Annotated in this window: 12 protein-coding genes and 1 pseudogene; 3 read left to right on the top strand and 10 right to left on the bottom strand. The window is 45.8% G+C overall.

What is annotated here, in order from left to right:
- Nucleotides 1–203 precede the first annotated feature (203 nt).
- On the top strand, nt 204–1,259 hold the full coding sequence (gene rsgA, locus AC6I8U_RS21645) for a ribosome small subunit-dependent GTPase A (protein ID WP_498018486.1): 1,056 nt from the start codon (nt 204–206) through the stop codon (nt 1,257–1,259).
- Nucleotides 1,260–1,314: 55 nt separating this feature from the next.
- On the opposite strand, the gene AC6I8U_RS21640 is transcribed toward rsgA, so the two are convergent.
- The 10 genes and pseudogenes from AC6I8U_RS21640 to AC6I8U_RS21595 form a co-directional block, all read right to left on the bottom strand.
- The gene (locus AC6I8U_RS21640; protein ID WP_498018485.1) at nt 1,315–2,688 is read right to left on the bottom strand and encodes a sensor histidine kinase; all 1,374 of its coding nucleotides are present in this window, start codon (nt 2,686–2,688) and stop codon (nt 1,315–1,317) included.
- Nucleotides 2,689–2,723: 35 nt separating this feature from the next.
- On the bottom strand, nt 2,724–3,518 hold the full coding sequence (locus AC6I8U_RS21635; protein ID WP_498018484.1) for a response regulator transcription factor: 795 nt from the start codon (nt 3,516–3,518) through the stop codon (nt 2,724–2,726).
- 65 nt (nt 3,519–3,583) lie between these two features.
- On the bottom strand, nt 3,584–4,279 hold the full coding sequence (locus AC6I8U_RS21630) for a spondin domain-containing protein (RefSeq protein ID WP_234497726.1): 696 nt from the start codon (nt 4,277–4,279) through the stop codon (nt 3,584–3,586).
- 8 nt (nt 4,280–4,287) lie between these two features.
- A complete protein-coding gene (locus tag AC6I8U_RS21625; RefSeq protein WP_498018483.1) occupies nt 4,288–4,971 on the bottom strand; it encodes a spondin domain-containing protein in 684 nt (227 codons plus the stop codon).
- Between the two features lie 182 nt (nt 4,972–5,153).
- Entirely contained in the window at nt 5,154–5,591 is a 438-nt protein-coding gene (locus AC6I8U_RS21620) for a PaaI family thioesterase (protein ID WP_498018482.1), read from the bottom strand.
- A gap of 169 nt (nt 5,592–5,760) precedes the next feature.
- Nucleotides 5,761–7,107 (bottom strand): annotated as a pseudogene (locus tag AC6I8U_RS21615) (IS1182 family transposase); the annotation flags it as partial.
- Nucleotides 7,108–7,125: 18 nt separating this feature from the next.
- Nucleotides 7,126–8,739, bottom strand: coding sequence for an IS1634 family transposase (locus AC6I8U_RS21610; RefSeq protein WP_498016648.1), 1,614 nt, complete (start codon nt 8,737–8,739; stop codon nt 7,126–7,128).
- 96 nt (nt 8,740–8,835) lie between these two features.
- Nucleotides 8,836–8,967 (bottom strand): hypothetical protein, encoded by a 132-nt coding sequence (locus AC6I8U_RS21605; RefSeq protein WP_498019679.1) that lies wholly within the window; start codon nt 8,965–8,967, stop codon nt 8,836–8,838.
- A 112-nt stretch (nt 8,968–9,079) separates the two neighbouring features.
- Entirely contained in the window at nt 9,080–11,404 is a 2,325-nt protein-coding gene (locus AC6I8U_RS21600; RefSeq protein WP_498018481.1) for an acyl-CoA dehydrogenase, read from the bottom strand.
- A 5-nt stretch (nt 11,405–11,409) separates the two neighbouring features.
- Complete coding sequence (locus tag AC6I8U_RS21595) at nt 11,410–12,072, bottom strand: TetR/AcrR family transcriptional regulator (protein ID WP_498018480.1); 663 nt, start codon at nt 12,070–12,072, stop codon at nt 11,410–11,412.
- Nucleotides 12,073–12,629: 557 nt separating this feature from the next.
- Between AC6I8U_RS21595 and AC6I8U_RS21590 the strand changes: the two genes are divergently transcribed.
- On the top strand, nt 12,630–13,577 hold the full coding sequence (locus tag AC6I8U_RS21590) for an IS30 family transposase (protein WP_498018479.1): 948 nt from the start codon (nt 12,630–12,632) through the stop codon (nt 13,575–13,577).
- A gap of 285 nt (nt 13,578–13,862) precedes the next feature.
- Nucleotides 13,863–14,207 carry a phasin family protein gene (locus AC6I8U_RS21585; protein ID WP_042469627.1) on the top strand — a complete coding sequence of 115 codons (345 nt, stop codon included), beginning with the start codon at nt 13,863–13,865 and terminating at the stop codon, nt 14,205–14,207.
- Nucleotides 14,208–14,239 lie beyond the last annotated feature (32 nt).

The raw sequence follows: 14,239 nt of genomic DNA, 5'->3' as shown, positions 1-14,239 counted from the left end.
TTTTCATGATTGTAATGCGTACCCACCCGGTAAAGTTGGAAACAAACTAGCGTTAAGCGAAACGTAAACACACTCTTAGTTCCGCTCAACCATACTCTTCTGCTTTACCCGGTGACCAAAACCGGGGTCTTGTGCAACCTGCACACACTTACATCGGTAAGTACCTGACCCTTATAAAAATAAGTCTATTTTAGGTACTAACAATGCATTCTATTTTTACCCATCCAATCGCGATCAACGAACTTGGCTGGAAAACCTATTTTCAACAACAACTCACTCTTGAAGAGTACGAAGGTATTATCTTCGGTCGTGTTATTGCTCATCATCGCAGTGGCTATATAGTCTGTACTGAGCAAGAAGAGTTTCACCTTGAGCATCATATCAGTCACCCTCAAATGACGGTGGGTGATTGGATACTTCTGGATGAACAACATCGATTTGTAAGACTGCTCGATCGTAAATCTCTGTTTAGCCGCAAAGCTCCTGGCTCAAAGCCAGAAGAGCAATACATTGCTGCCAACGTCGACACTGTTTTTATTGTCTGTTCCTTAAACTTTGACTTTAATCTCAGCCGCATAGAACGCTACCTGACTTTGGTCAATGAAGCCAAATCTGAAGCAGTGATCGTGCTAACCAAAGCCGACCTATGTGAGGACGTCGAAGAGAAACGTCAACAAGTACAATCACTTGACCCATTCTTAATGATAGAAACGGTCAACGCATTGGAGATTGATTCTCTTCATGGCCTTCAGTCTTGGTGTGGAGTTGGTCAAACCGTGGCATTTATGGGCTCTTCTGGTGTAGGGAAATCGACACTGGTAAACACCCTAATGCAGGCACAAGCGCAAGCAACGGGTGGTATTCGTGAAGATGACAGTAAAGGTCGCCACACGACAACCTCTCGTTCCATGCATAAGATGCCAAATGGCGGTTTATTACTTGATACGCCTGGAATGCGAGAGATTCAACTCACAGCAAGTGAAGACGGTCTGTCCGAGACCTTCAGTGATGTAGAAACCTTGATTAACCAATGCCGTTTTGCGGACTGTCAGCACACCAATGAGCCAGGTTGTGCCGTACGAAGTGCACTAGAGAGCGGTGAGCTTGATGAGAGACGAGTCGACAACTACTTTAAGCTCCAGCGCGAACAAGCACGAAACAGTGCGTCTCTTGCAGAGAAACGAACCAAAGACAAAGAGTTGGGTAAGTTCTATCGCTCTGTTCAGTCGGAAAGTCGTCATCGCAAGAAAGGCTATTAATCAACAACAAGTGAAATAAAACCATAGACCAGCCCCGATCCCTATCGGGGCTTTTTTACACCACACGCAAGGCAAACCTCTGCTGGTAAATCGACTCACTCGCGCTCGTTTCCAAGTAGCTGTGATGCAGCATTAGGATAGATTGAACAATTTTGGTTCCAATGCCTAGTGAACCACTTGGTGCGCTTTGCTCAACCTTATTGATAAACACAAACTGGATGCTCTTTCCATCTTCGGACTTATGAGCCTGACAATCGACACTGGCGCCACTCGGGCTATGACGCAGGGCATTTTCTAGAAGATTTAACACAAGCCGTTCCAACAAACCTCTATCGCCTATGGTTTGAATACCACTATCCACATCGACGTTAAGCTCTATCTGCTTACGTTGAAATTGACTCATCATGGTTTCGGCACATTCAGCAACCAAGGAACTCAGCTCGACAGGCTCATATTGATAGCTGGGCAAGCCAGCATCCGATTGGGCTGTTTCTAGCAACGAGTGAAGTTGATCCGATAGCTTACCGCAATTTCGATACGCCACCTCAATCAATGGATCGGAGCCTGGGTGCTGTAACTTCCAGGTTTCCAAATAACCAAGCACACTCGATAGGGGCGTTTTCAGGTCATGACTCAGCTGTACCAACGTGTCTCGCCGGCTGCTAGCTTGATACTCAAGTTGTAAAAACTGCTGCTGTATATGCTTTGCCATCTTTTGGTAAGAGTGAGCAATAGGCACAAGCTCGGGCACCTGTTTGGTGAAGCCTGGGTTAAGCCGAAAATCATGTTCAGCTTGCTGCTCTAGACTCGAAGTTACCTTTTCGATTGGTGTAAGCAAGCTACGCTTAACCAGCCAGTAAGCACCTAGTGCAAATCCTAGAATCGAGAGTAAGGTCAATCCGGTAAGCGCGATATAAGGCGTGTCTACCTGAGCCTTTGCGATGGTCGAGTGTTTGGTACTTCCTATTACCACGTATAGGTAGCCGATCGTTGAACCAAACTCTTTAATTGCCGCGACGGAGAACACGGTGTCTTCACCAGGATGACGGGGGTCTTGACCTAATATCGGGAAAGGCTCATCAGCGAGAAATCGTTTTATCGGCTCGACATCAATGGAGCCCATGATCTCAGCGCCTTCAGGTGCAGCGTGTGTGGTGATATTGCCTTGAGCATCAAGGAAGTAGATCTCGAAGTCGGGCCCTATAAGCATCAAGGTGTGGAAAATGGATTTAAGCGCTTTAGGGTTGTATTCCGTGCCTATCATGAGCGGGTTATCGTCCCGCATATGGACCGCGAGATCTTTGTGTAAGCTTTGTGTGGTGCGATGTTCTATGGTCTGTCGCTGCCAGTGATAGGTATAGGCAATAATGACCGTCATAATACAAAACCAGAGGCTTGTGAATATCACCAGTCTTGCTTTAAAACTCATAATCCCTTCATCCTTAAGCTCTTTGTTGAGTCCATTCAAAGTGACTGAAACTTATAACCCACACCCCAGACCGTGTGCACAAAATGTTGCTCATCACGCTCTTTACTTGGCCGAGTAACGGCGGTTTCCACCGTCAATTTGGTTCGAAGTCGGTTAATGGTGCTACACACCGTATGGTGATAACCGGAATGATTGGTATGCCAAACATGGTCTAATAGTTCATCTTTGCTGTACACGCGTCCCGGTCTCGATGCCAAAAAATGCAGTAAGGTAAATTCTGTGGCGGTTAATGCTATCTCCTTGCCATGTAGGGACACGGTGTGTTGATTTGGGCGGATCTCTAAGGGACCAAATATCATGGCATCGTCTTCTGGTTGAGACTCTTCCGTTTCAGGTCTAGCTTGTCGACGCAGTATGTTTCGTACACGGGCCTGAAACTCTAAGACGCTAAAGGGCTTAGTAATGTAATCATCAACCCCAGCCTCTAAACCATCGACTTTATCCATTTCACTGTCTCGTGCGGTCAGCATCAGCACTGGCGTCCAATCTTGAACTCGGCGCAGCGAGTGGCAAACATCGATACCATCGCCGTCAGGTAACCCCCTGTCGAGAATCACCAGGTCAAAAGGTTGCGCTGAATAGCATTGACGAGCTTCGCCGCATTGACTCACTCTAGTAACATGATGTCCTTGAAATTTGAGGTGCATCTGCACCAACTCTGCGAGGTCATCATCATCTTCCACCAGTAGGATACTAGCGGTTTTGAGCACTGCGCCCGCATCTAGGGACGCATCTGCTGAAAACGAACTGCGGTTTAGTTGACTTGCCATATCACGATACCTGCTCCAATTCCGTAGACCTAGCACATGACCGGAGCAGGTAAGAATATCTTTCATTATTCTATTCGTGTAATGGTAATTCTCGCCCCCGGATTTAAGAACCTATGGTTTGCGGACAGAGCGGAGGTTGCTAAACCATCGTCTTTACTGACCACTCCCGAGTGGAAAGAGACCTTGTCATCATCGTTTCGAGCCGCGTTAAAGCCCTCACCGCCACCCGCCGGACCGGGAATGGTTGCTGCGAGCTCATCGTTAGCTTCAGTACCCGAGTCCCAAACATTCATATTCATCACGAAGGTTTCGCCTGTCGCCAGACTACCGATAGAGAGCCCGGTTTCACCCACAAACGCATCGTTGGTATTCACAAACATAGAGGCAACCGACAGATACTTGGCGCGATCAGGAGATAAGGTCAAAGTAATCGAGTCACTCGTCCCTGGCATGATGAGCCCATTACCTGACGTTCCAGTATAAATGTTGTCATCACTGCTGCTTAGAGCCAACAACTCCGCATTACTGCCACCCTCAGCAAGATGCTCCAGCTCAACGGATGCAGGTTGTCCTACTTCAAACATGCTAAAACTGCTGTTATGAGCCAGTACCGCGAGCGGACTCAATGGCTGATTCGCAGATAGGTTTTGAACACTGACGGTATAACGATAGTTTTGAGCAGCAGGACTGTCATCATCGTTGTGACCGCACCCTGCTATTACGGCAACCGCACTTGCGAGTAGTAAAATTCGTGTCTTCATGGGACCTCCTATTTCACTACAACAGTGATAGTGGCTACAGGGTTCAGCCAACGGTGGCTAGTGTTATCAAGGTCGCTGATACCGCCTGCAGGGTCGCTGTCACCTAGGTTGCCGGGATGAACATGGACCGTATTATTGGTTACGGCTGTTTCAACGCCTGTACCACCTGCACCAAAGGTGAGGAATGGAGGGTTAGGCATACTACCCGCTAGCTCGTCATTCGCTTCGGTGCCCGCGTCATAACCGCGTAGTGTTGCTTTGTAGGTACCTGGCTCTGACGGGATCTTCCAACTATCCAACCCCACAAAGCCATCATTGGTTGGTAGTAACATCGCACTGAGCGAAAGGTAGCCAAAGCTGCCGCTATCCATAGAAAAAGTGGTGGAAACGCCTGGATTCAAAATCCCCGAAGCAGGGTTTTCAACGACCACACCACCAGCGTTACCGATGACACTTGCCAAACCAGAAATGTCACCACCTTCAGCCATCGACTCCAGCTCTGCAGAAGCGGCCTGTCCAGTACGGAACATCACTAGGTCCGAATTGTGTGCGGCGACAATGAGAGGAGTAAAATAGATACCTTTGGTTGCGTTGGTAATGGTTATTTCTAGGTCTGCTGCAGTTGCTGAGCCCGCTCCTAGAAGAAGAGATGCAGACGTAATTGCGAGTCCAAGTTGAGTACGTTTTTTCATTGTGATTCCATCCTTTAACGGTCCCTAGGGACACTATGTATTAAACGCACACTGCTCTGATTGAGTCGTTGCGCGTTTCCATGGGTTAAAGCATGCAGGGTAAGGTTTTCAGCAGCCTCACTAATTTCTCACAAATTTCTCTCAAATGACTCTGATGTTTCTCCGTGTGTTTGAGGCAGTGTCTAGAATTGATAACCGGGTATATCAGCCAGCAACATTTTACTTCGAACAAACAATCCGTTACCTCGTCCAATTTCACGACCCTCACCATCGTACACCACAGATTCAACGATAAATTGACTGCTATTTATGTTCACCACTTTACCTACCGCTTTCATTCGACCTTTAGAAACAGGTCGCGTGATATAGGTAGTGAAAGACGTGGTAAGTACAAAGTACTCTTTCTCTAGGCTAGCGGCGGCAAAAAAAGCGGCATCGTCTAGCATCTTGAAGTAGACGGAACCGTGGACGGTACCTCCGGTGTGGAAGTACTTTTTATGCAGTTCAATCTCAATGTCTGCCTGACCTTCTTGAACCTTAATTTTAGGTAGATAAAACTCATTGATTGGAGCGGCTAAGTACATATTTTCTAGGACTTTATAGTGTTGTGCGTTTTCCATTCTATTCCTCGATCATTCTGACTGTATTTTTGTTGTTATGTAAAAACGTGTTATGTAAAAAAGCCTGTCTACATAAGTAGACAGGCTTTCAGACTGCTGACGAACCCCACTTTTCGAAGTGGGGTTCTCTTTTATGAGCGGCCGTAGGCCGCGATCGCGATATTTTTGGTCATGCCAAGTTTAGAAAAGCACAATGCTTAATTTGGTATCTAGACGCCATAATTTGACGTATTTGGGACATATTTAGCCCTATTTTTCGTAAATAGCTCACCACCAACGCTATCTTCTTGATGTTTTGAGCGGCAGCAGCCAGCCAACACTGCATCTGCACTTTGGATAATCCACGGAAGCGGGCATAACGGTGACCATGGTGCTGCTTAGCGTCGGCGAAGCTCCGCTCTACCGTCTCACTTCTTCGTCTGTATGTCTTTTTTCCATAAGGTGAGAGCCGCATTTGGTTTGCTCTATCCACCGCGTCTGTATAGATGTGTCTTGTAATGACTTTCTTCATGTTTTTACTTTGCGTACAGTCATCTCGCATTGGGCAGAGAGCACACTCTTTCGGGTCGGAGTGATACTCACGATACGCATCTCTAGACGTTGTTTTATAGATGAGCTCTTGACCGTTAGGACAGCGGTAACTGTCTCGCTCTTTGCTGTAGATAAAGTGTTTTTTCTTGAATGCATTCTTTGTTCTGGACGGTCTGCGATAACCGAACACGCCCAAGATGTTTCGACGCTCTAATGACTCAGCGACTGGCGCAGTGAAGTAGCCCGCGTCGAGTCCAACGGCGATTGGATTAAGGTTAAATTGCTTTAGGGTAGAGTCCAGACGCTTAACATAAGGTTGAGAGTCATTGATATTACCTGCAGTGACATGGGTATCTAAGATAATGCCATGCTGCCCATCCACTGTACGGTGGTCGAGATAGAAGAAGCCTTGAGGCTTATTATCTCGAGTCATGAAGCCACTTTCCGGGTCGGTCGTACTTGTTTTTGTATTCTTAGTTTTAGGCTCTGAGGCACGTGCTTTTAAAGGTTTCTTACCCTCTTTCTCTCGGTCTAGCGCGACATCTTCATCGAGCATATCAAGATAGGCACTGGCGCGAACCTTAGTCACTTTGTTCGTGTGCTTATTCTTATTGGCATTGGCTTTTAGGTGCGTGCTGTCAGTAAAGAGCTCCTGGCCAGCAACCAAGCCTTTCGCCATAGCCTGCTCCACGACATTGATAAAGATACGTTCAAACACATCGGTACCATTAAAGCGGCGAATACGGTTTTGGCTGAGTGTCGACGCATGGATAACTTTCTCTGTCAGTGACATACGCAAGAACCATCGATACGCGACATTGACTTCAATCTCTTTCACGAGTTGTCGCTCGCTTTTGATTCCGAAGAGATAGCCAAGCAGGATGATTTTAAACAGGCGCACAGGGTCAACAGGTGGGCGACCGTTGTCTTTACAGTAGAGGTGAGCGACTTCATCACGGATAAATTCGAAGTCGATGGCTTTATCCGATATTCCGCAGCCAATTTAGGAATAAACCGCTTCATACAGTGCGCCAAGAAGCTTGAGCAGCCGAATCTGATGCTCTTGAATGCCCGTGATGAAGTTTTGACCGCCAAACTCGAGTGTGTCGATACCTTCGAATTTTAAGAATACCCAACGAGCCGTCGGTTTGGTTGTCGTTTTGTTCTTCACCATGCTAGGAAAGAACTCTTCGGTCTTAGTGAGACTCTCTCGGATTTTGTGCTCTAAGCTTGCGTAAACGAGTAGGCTAAGCGTCATGATCATCAACAGTGCCTCAATTCGCTGAGGTTTCTTCAGGAAAATTGATGATGTTAGGAACTCAGGGCTTTTCAAGAAGCGAAATCCGCGCTCTACCTTTTGCTGTGACTTGTAATGCTCAAGCAACTCAGCCATTGTTAGATCGGCGCAGTCAGTATCGTTGGTTGCGAGAATAAACATACCTGCTTTAAGCTTGGCCAGCTTCACTCTTTCTAGATCGGTATAAGGCGTAGCATCTATAACATAATGGTAACCCGCTGGCTTTGCGCCTTTCTTCGGCCGACCGCGACCTGAATAGATTGGCTCTTTAACGATGGTTGGTTGCGCAAAGCCAAGCAAATGACACTGGCTGACGAAGTCGCTCATTGCTTGCTCGGCATCCACTGCGCAAGCAAACTTCTTTTTCATTAGTTGTCCCAGTACTTTCAGCTCTTTGGTGATATTTTTATCTAAGTTCTTATAGAACGTTGCCTCTTCTCGTTTGGTTGCTTGTTCACTATGAACCAACAGCCATTTCTGAGATACTGAGCCATAGTCAGCGTCAATCCAACAACCCGAGTAACCATTACCGATAGGACTCAACTGCTTTAGTTCAAGGTTCATTAAGGCTTCTTTGGCCGACTTAATGGTCATTGGAACACGCGTAATAAACTTCTGTTGTTGCTCATCCAGTGAACGAATGCTTTCCTCGGTGTATAGAGCGGCATCGGCGATGAAGTAGCGACTGTTTTGAGCAGCCTTAAGGCAATGAATATGCCGTTTAGTGACCTCTGAAAATGCCTTAGCGTCATTGGTGTTGCCACTGAGCGCTTGCATGTAAACAGGTAGGCCTGCTTGATTTTCACAAATCAGTTCAAGAACCACTTGATTTAGCTCTGGACGGTGGTCTCGGCTGTAGCCTTTTACCAGTTTGATGGCATTAAGATCTTCGTTTTGGGCGTATTCACCATCGACATGAAAACTCGTGATATCGAGGTGGACAGAGTCTGTTTTAAGTCCAAGCTTATCAACGACATGCTCTGCAATCGCTTGATAAACTGCGGACACATCTGCTTCATATAAAGCATCTAACGTGCGTCCGAGTACATCGTCAGTTAAATGGTGCGCTTCAATGTCTTTAGCGAGTAACTTGGCAACAGGCTTCGTCTCGAAGAAGTCAGAGAACATATGCAGCGTTCTACTGTGAAAGCCAAGACCATTCAGAATCATAGCTAAGACTGCATCGCCATGTGAGACGTTGTGATCCGAGTACTTGGGAATGATGCGATCAATAATGCCTGGTAAACCGACTTCATGACAGAAAGCAGCGATTAGCCCTAAGTGGTCCAGGCGTTTAATGACAGGTTGAACAGCAGACATAATAAGTGACCGTTAAATAACAGTAATAGATCAAAACTGGGGATCGCGGTCAAGAGGCCTATCGCACTAACCGTTGTAAATGATCACTGGATCACATTATTTTAATTCTGAAATTGGCTGCGGAATGACGGCTTTATCTATTTTACGAACTAAATGATTCTGAGGAACGAGCTGTTCCATAGTGACCATTTCGAGTTCATATTGTTGAGGTGAAGGCTCTTGAAGCATATTGAGATATCCATATTTCGATACCTCTATTAGATCAAAGGTCTAGCCTGATGGCTAGACCTTTGTCAGCAATCTGAAAGCCTGTCTACATAAGTAGACAGGCTTTAGGGGGTTAGCTAACGTTGGCTAGCTTTTCTTGCGGAGTGTTTTTAGTCTGTTGCGGTGTACCCTTGTTCTCCTGCGCTATACCACCGGTTAACGTGGTCTTCATATCATGGCTGAAATGGTCAACCTGAATCGCTCGATAGCGCAGCGCATCTGCTTTGAGGATTTTGTCAACTTCTTCCTGACTTAGTACGTTTTCTTTCAACGCTTGAGCCAAACGTTCAGTCAACACGCCTTTGCGTGCAACCTTCCCAGCTTTTACACCTGCAAGGAGCTTTTTCTCTAAATCTCGAACGCCATACATAGCGATAAACGCTCGGTCCATTAGACCGACATTGTCATCCTCTGCTGCCCCCACATAGCAAAGGTGGGTTAAGCGATCGCGCATTTCACCTGGCACCATCAGCTTATTGGCTATGCGAAGGGTCACCTCATCACTAGGCAGTTTGAAATGGTTACCAATTGGGAACAGTAGCGATTTAAGCGTTTTGCCTGCAATCTGGCTTGGGAAGTTGCGATATGCCTCGTTCAAAGACTTGGCTGCATGATAGAAACAGTAGTCAACCGCGTAGTCGACAAAATCGCGCTCTTCTGCTCGGCTACCTTCGTCCTGATACTTCTTCAATACCGCTGACGCTAAGTACAAGTAGGCTAGACCATCACCCAATCGCGCTGAGATCAGCTCTTTACGCTTCAGTTCGCCACCCAAAGTTAACATCGCAAAGTCAGCACTCACGGCAAGCGCTTTGCTTAGTCGCTTCAAGTTCTTGTAGTGACGAGCTGTAGCACCACTGACCGGGGATGATGTCAACGCAGACCCCGTCAACGCAGCAAACAAGCCTCCGATAGAGTTCTTCGTTGCGTGACCGATATGTTTGAACAGCAGCTTATCAAATGCCTCAAGATCCGCTTCATGATCTGGGTTTGCGGCCGCTTCCATCTCTTGGAATACAAATGGATGGCATCGCGTTGCACCCTGACCAAAAATCATAAGGTTACGGGTCAGGATGTTCGCGCCTTCTACTGTGATGGCAACAGGCACACCTAAGTAAGCCGATGACAAATAGTTCATTGGACCGCATTGAATCGCGCGTCCGGCGTGGATATCCATCGAATCATTAAGAATGGTGCGTGATATTTCCGTCATATGGTATTTAGCTATAGCAGTGACGATGCCTGGTTTTTGCCCCATATCGAGCGAGGTAGTCGTCAGTGTTCGGCTCGCTTCAAGTAAGTAGTTCAGACCACCAATGCGACCTAGCGCTTCGGCTACACCTTCAAACTTACCAATCGACATACCAAACTGCTTGCGGACATAAGCGTATGCGCCCGTCGTTCTTGCTGTGAGATGACCAATGGCTGTACCTAGTGCCGGAAGAGATATTCCTCGACCTGCTGACAAGCATTCCACCAACATGCGCCATCCTTTACCCGCATAATCAGCTCCGCCAATCAGCCACTCCATAGGAATGAACACGTCTTTCCCCTGAATCGTACCGTTCATAAAGGCAAGATGAAGAGGGTCATGTCTTTCACCAATAACGACACCAGGATGATCAGTTGGGATAAGTGCACAGGTGATACCGACATTCTTCTTGTCACCCAATAGACCCTCGGGATCGAGCATTTTGAACGCGAGTCCCATTACCGTCGCAATTGGAGCAAGCGTGATGTAGCGTTTATTCCAATTGAGTCGAATACCCAGCACCTTTTCACCCTGATATTCGTCATAACAAACCACACCCGTGTCTGGAATACCGCCCGCGTCAGAACCCGCCTCAGGTCCCGTTAGGGCAAAACATGGTGTGTCGGTTCCGTTTGCAAGTCTCGGCAACCAATAGTCTTTTTGCTCTTGGGTACCATAGTGGGAAAGCAGCTCTCCTGGACCTAAAGAGTTAGGAACCATGACTGTAATCGCTGCACTCATGCTACGTGTTGCTATCTTGGATACTATGGTCGAGTTCGCAAATGCAGAGAAGGCGCGTCCGCCATATTCTTTAGAAATGATCAGCGAGAAGAAACGCTCTTTCTTCAGGTACTCCCAAACCTCTGGTGGTAAGTCACGATCTTCTTTGACGATCTTGTGATCATCGAGCATAGAAAGCAGCGTTTCTAGCTGGTTATCAATAAAATGCTGCTCTTCAGCGGTAAGAGTAGGCTGAGGGTAGTTATGCAGCGTGTTGAAATCTGGATTCCCGGAAAACAACTCACCATCCCACCATACACCACCGGCTTCCATTGCCTCACGCTCGGTTGCTGATAGTGGTGGCAGCACCCTCTTAAATAAATTAAATGCAGGCTGGCTGATCAACTTCTTTGTAATGACACTCATATCCACTAGTCCTTTTGTTGAGTTTCGCAATTAACTTGCGTGTTGTCGGTTTCTAAGCCAGCCGAAATGTAGGGTATGGCTTGCTCGATAATATTTAATAAATCACTGTCTTGTTCGAATTGGCTCGATGCGATCTCGTTTAATGCCTTAGAGGACACGGTGGCGAAAACAAACGCTCCTAAGGCAAAATGCAATCGCCAAAACAGCGACTCCTCATCAATATTGGGATTGGCTTTCACCATCGATTGCTTAAAAAGCGCTAGGGTTTTGCCGTAGTGATTGACGATGAACCATCGCAGATGTCCTTGCACATCACTGTATCCGCTAGCGATGAGCAGTAAAAAGCTATGCATGCCATTTGGATGCAAGGTATTCAGGCCCAGCAATGGTGCCTTAACGGTGGTAAGTACCTCTTCAACGCTAAAGCTCGCTTTAATATTTAGCTTTACAAGTTGCTCATGAACCTCTGGCATGAGATGAACCAAATAGTGATCCAGTATTGCTTGTACCAGTGAGTTCTTGTCTCCAAAGTGATAGTTCACAGCGGCTAAGTTTACTTCTGCTTTTTGAGTAATATCTCCTAGAGAAGTATTGTTATAGCCACGCTCTATAAATAAAGACTGAGCAATATTAAATATCTTTTCTTTCGTTCCAACTTTAACTTTCATAATTTAAAACGCCCGTATCAAACGATAGTTTTAATATATCCAGCAAAATTTAATTCAACAAGTGATTAACATCAACTTATTCGCATTAACATCCATTACAACCTTCATATGCACTTAAGTTTATGAAACCAATAGGAAAATATTTTTATTGTAATTTAAATCTCAGATAAAAATATAAAAATAACAACAAAATCAAAACCTTAACCATAAAAAGTCATATTCATTAATGCTTGATCGAGATAATATTCACACCATCAATCTATGGCCAAATAAACACCATCAATTCAAATATTAAATAGCTAGCGTGCACTATTAATTAATAATCGAATATTTGTATTAGTTTGCCACCCAGGTTATACCGAGTGTTTATGTGATCTGGCTATCATTTTAAGTAATTATTCACCCACTATTTTAATCGCGATTCAAACACAGTTTAAATATCAACAATTACTCCCGATTTCAGATAATAAGTGCGACATTCATGGGAAGGTGTAGAAGAGGAAGCCAACTGCTGAAAGTGGTACGCTCTTCTCGCCAAAGAAACAAGCAGTACTACCATGAATTATCAGCAGTTGACCGAGGGCAGAAGATACCAGATTTCTGCTCTTTTGGAACGGGGAATTTCAGTTTCTGAAATAGCTAAAACAGTTCAGTGCCACCGCTCAACGGTTTATCGAGAGCTTAAAAGAGGTCGTAAAAGCAACCATTACTGTCCAAGCACGGCACAGATGCTGTCCATTACGAGACGAAGAGCTGCGCTTAAATACCGAATACCAAAGGAGCGTGTTGACTTTATTCGTCTTCTTCTAGAGGCGGATTGGAGTCCAGAGCAGATTTCGAGTGTATTGACGAAAGCTGGCGCAGCAGTCAGCCATGAGTGGATTTATCGTTTTGTTGCTAGCGACAAGCGCTCAGGCGGTAAATTATATCGTCACTTGAGACAAGGCCATAAGCGGTATCGTCGTGGTAAAAAAGAGAAAGCTCCAGCGATTAAGAATGCCGTTTCAATTGATGACAGACCAAGCATTGTTGACAGCAGAGAGCGGTTTGGTGACTGGGAAATTGACACTGTTCTCGGGAAGCATGGCACAGGCGCAATGGTGACTATTTTAGAGCGCAAAACACGGTTTTACTTGGTAAAGAAAGTACCATCTAAGTCAGCCGATGATGTTACCCAGGCCACAATAGATCTACTGATGCCTTACAAGGAGCATGTGCATACTATCACCGCAGATAACGGGCGAGAGTTCGCTGGTCATGAAGCCATCGCGAAAGCGCTCAAGGCAGATGTGTACTTTGCTCACCCCTACAGCTCTTGGGAGCGAGGTGCTAATGAAAATGCGAACGGCCTTCTAAGGCAATATGTGAAGAAAGGAACCGACCTATCGACGGTGACAGACAGTGATATAGAGTTCGCCCTATCGCGGATAAATTATCGACCAAGAAAGTGTCTAGGCTTCAAACAGCCAGCCATAATATTTAACAAAATGGCTTTGGCTGCTTGATATTGGAGAGTGTCGCACTTCGCCGTTGAATTCGGGCTTAACACCAATAAAATTGGGCACTTATGCAATCAGACACAAACTCCAATTAAACGCTAAGTCTTATATTTAGAGTTATTCACCTATAAATTATGCCGCTGTGGCCTAGTGACAAAGTGACATGCATTCTTCATCATATCCATATTCAAACGCTTGTTTGAATTCCATGACTTAAATCAACAACTGAACAGGTAACTCGATATTAGAGACGCGTTGTTCATCAAAAAGACGTTTAAAAGGAAGGTAACCATGCAAAATCAAGCCGCTCTAGAAGCAGTGAATGCTCAACTACAATCTGTTCTTAACCCATTTGCTAACTTCAGCCAATTGGTTGCAAAGAATGTAGAAACACTTTCAAAAATGCAGATCGAAACTCTAACTGCATACAGCGAGTTGACTAACGAGAACCTACAAAGCCTAGTCGCAATCAAGCAGCCACAAGATCTTATGAACCACGGCAGCAAGCAACTAGAGATCATTACTAAAGTAAGCCAGCGTCTACTAGAAGACGGTCAAAAGCTAAGCCAAATTGGTAATGAGTTTAAAGCTGCAGTAGACGAGATCTCTGCAAGCTCTATCACGCCAAACAAGTAACCTTGGCTCCCCCCTTTTGATATGGGCGTACC

It is taken from the genome of Vibrio sp. KUL80 (assembly GCF_059725495.1).
This window is presented reverse-complemented; position numbering and strand designations above follow the sequence as displayed.

Bases quoted from the DNA above. Each gene is read 5' to 3' on its own strand.
- AC6I8U_RS21625 (WP_498018483.1), bottom strand. From the start codon at position 4,971: ATGAAAAAACGTACTCAACTTGGACTCGCAATTACGTCTGCATCTCTT.
- AC6I8U_RS21620 (WP_498018482.1), bottom strand. From the start codon at position 5,591: ATGGAAAACGCACAACACTATAAAGTCCTAGAAAATATGTACTTAGCC.
- AC6I8U_RS21630 (WP_234497726.1), bottom strand. From the start codon at position 4,279: ATGAAGACACGAATTTTACTACTCGCAAGTGCGGTTGCCGTAATAGCA.
- AC6I8U_RS21590 (WP_498018479.1), top strand. From the start codon at position 12,630: ATGAATTATCAGCAGTTGACCGAGGGCAGAAGATACCAGATTTCTGCT.
- AC6I8U_RS21585 (WP_042469627.1), top strand. From the start codon at position 13,863: ATGCAAAATCAAGCCGCTCTAGAAGCAGTGAATGCTCAACTACAATCT.
- AC6I8U_RS21640 (WP_498018485.1), bottom strand. From the start codon at position 2,688: ATGAGTTTTAAAGCAAGACTGGTGATATTCACAAGCCTCTGGTTTTGT.
- AC6I8U_RS21610 (WP_498016648.1), bottom strand. From the start codon at position 8,739: ATGTCTGCTGTTCAACCTGTCATTAAACGCCTGGACCACTTAGGGCTA.
- AC6I8U_RS21605 (WP_498019679.1), bottom strand. From the start codon at position 8,967: ATGCTTCAAGAGCCTTCACCTCAACAATATGAACTCGAAATGGTCACT.
- rsgA (WP_498018486.1), top strand. From the start codon at position 204: ATGCATTCTATTTTTACCCATCCAATCGCGATCAACGAACTTGGCTGG.
- AC6I8U_RS21595 (WP_498018480.1), bottom strand. From the start codon at position 12,072: ATGAAAGTTAAAGTTGGAACGAAAGAAAAGATATTTAATATTGCTCAG.
- AC6I8U_RS21600 (WP_498018481.1), bottom strand. From the start codon at position 11,404: ATGAGTGTCATTACAAAGAAGTTGATCAGCCAGCCTGCATTTAATTTA.
- AC6I8U_RS21635 (WP_498018484.1), bottom strand. From the start codon at position 3,518: ATGGCAAGTCAACTAAACCGCAGTTCGTTTTCAGCAGATGCGTCCCTA.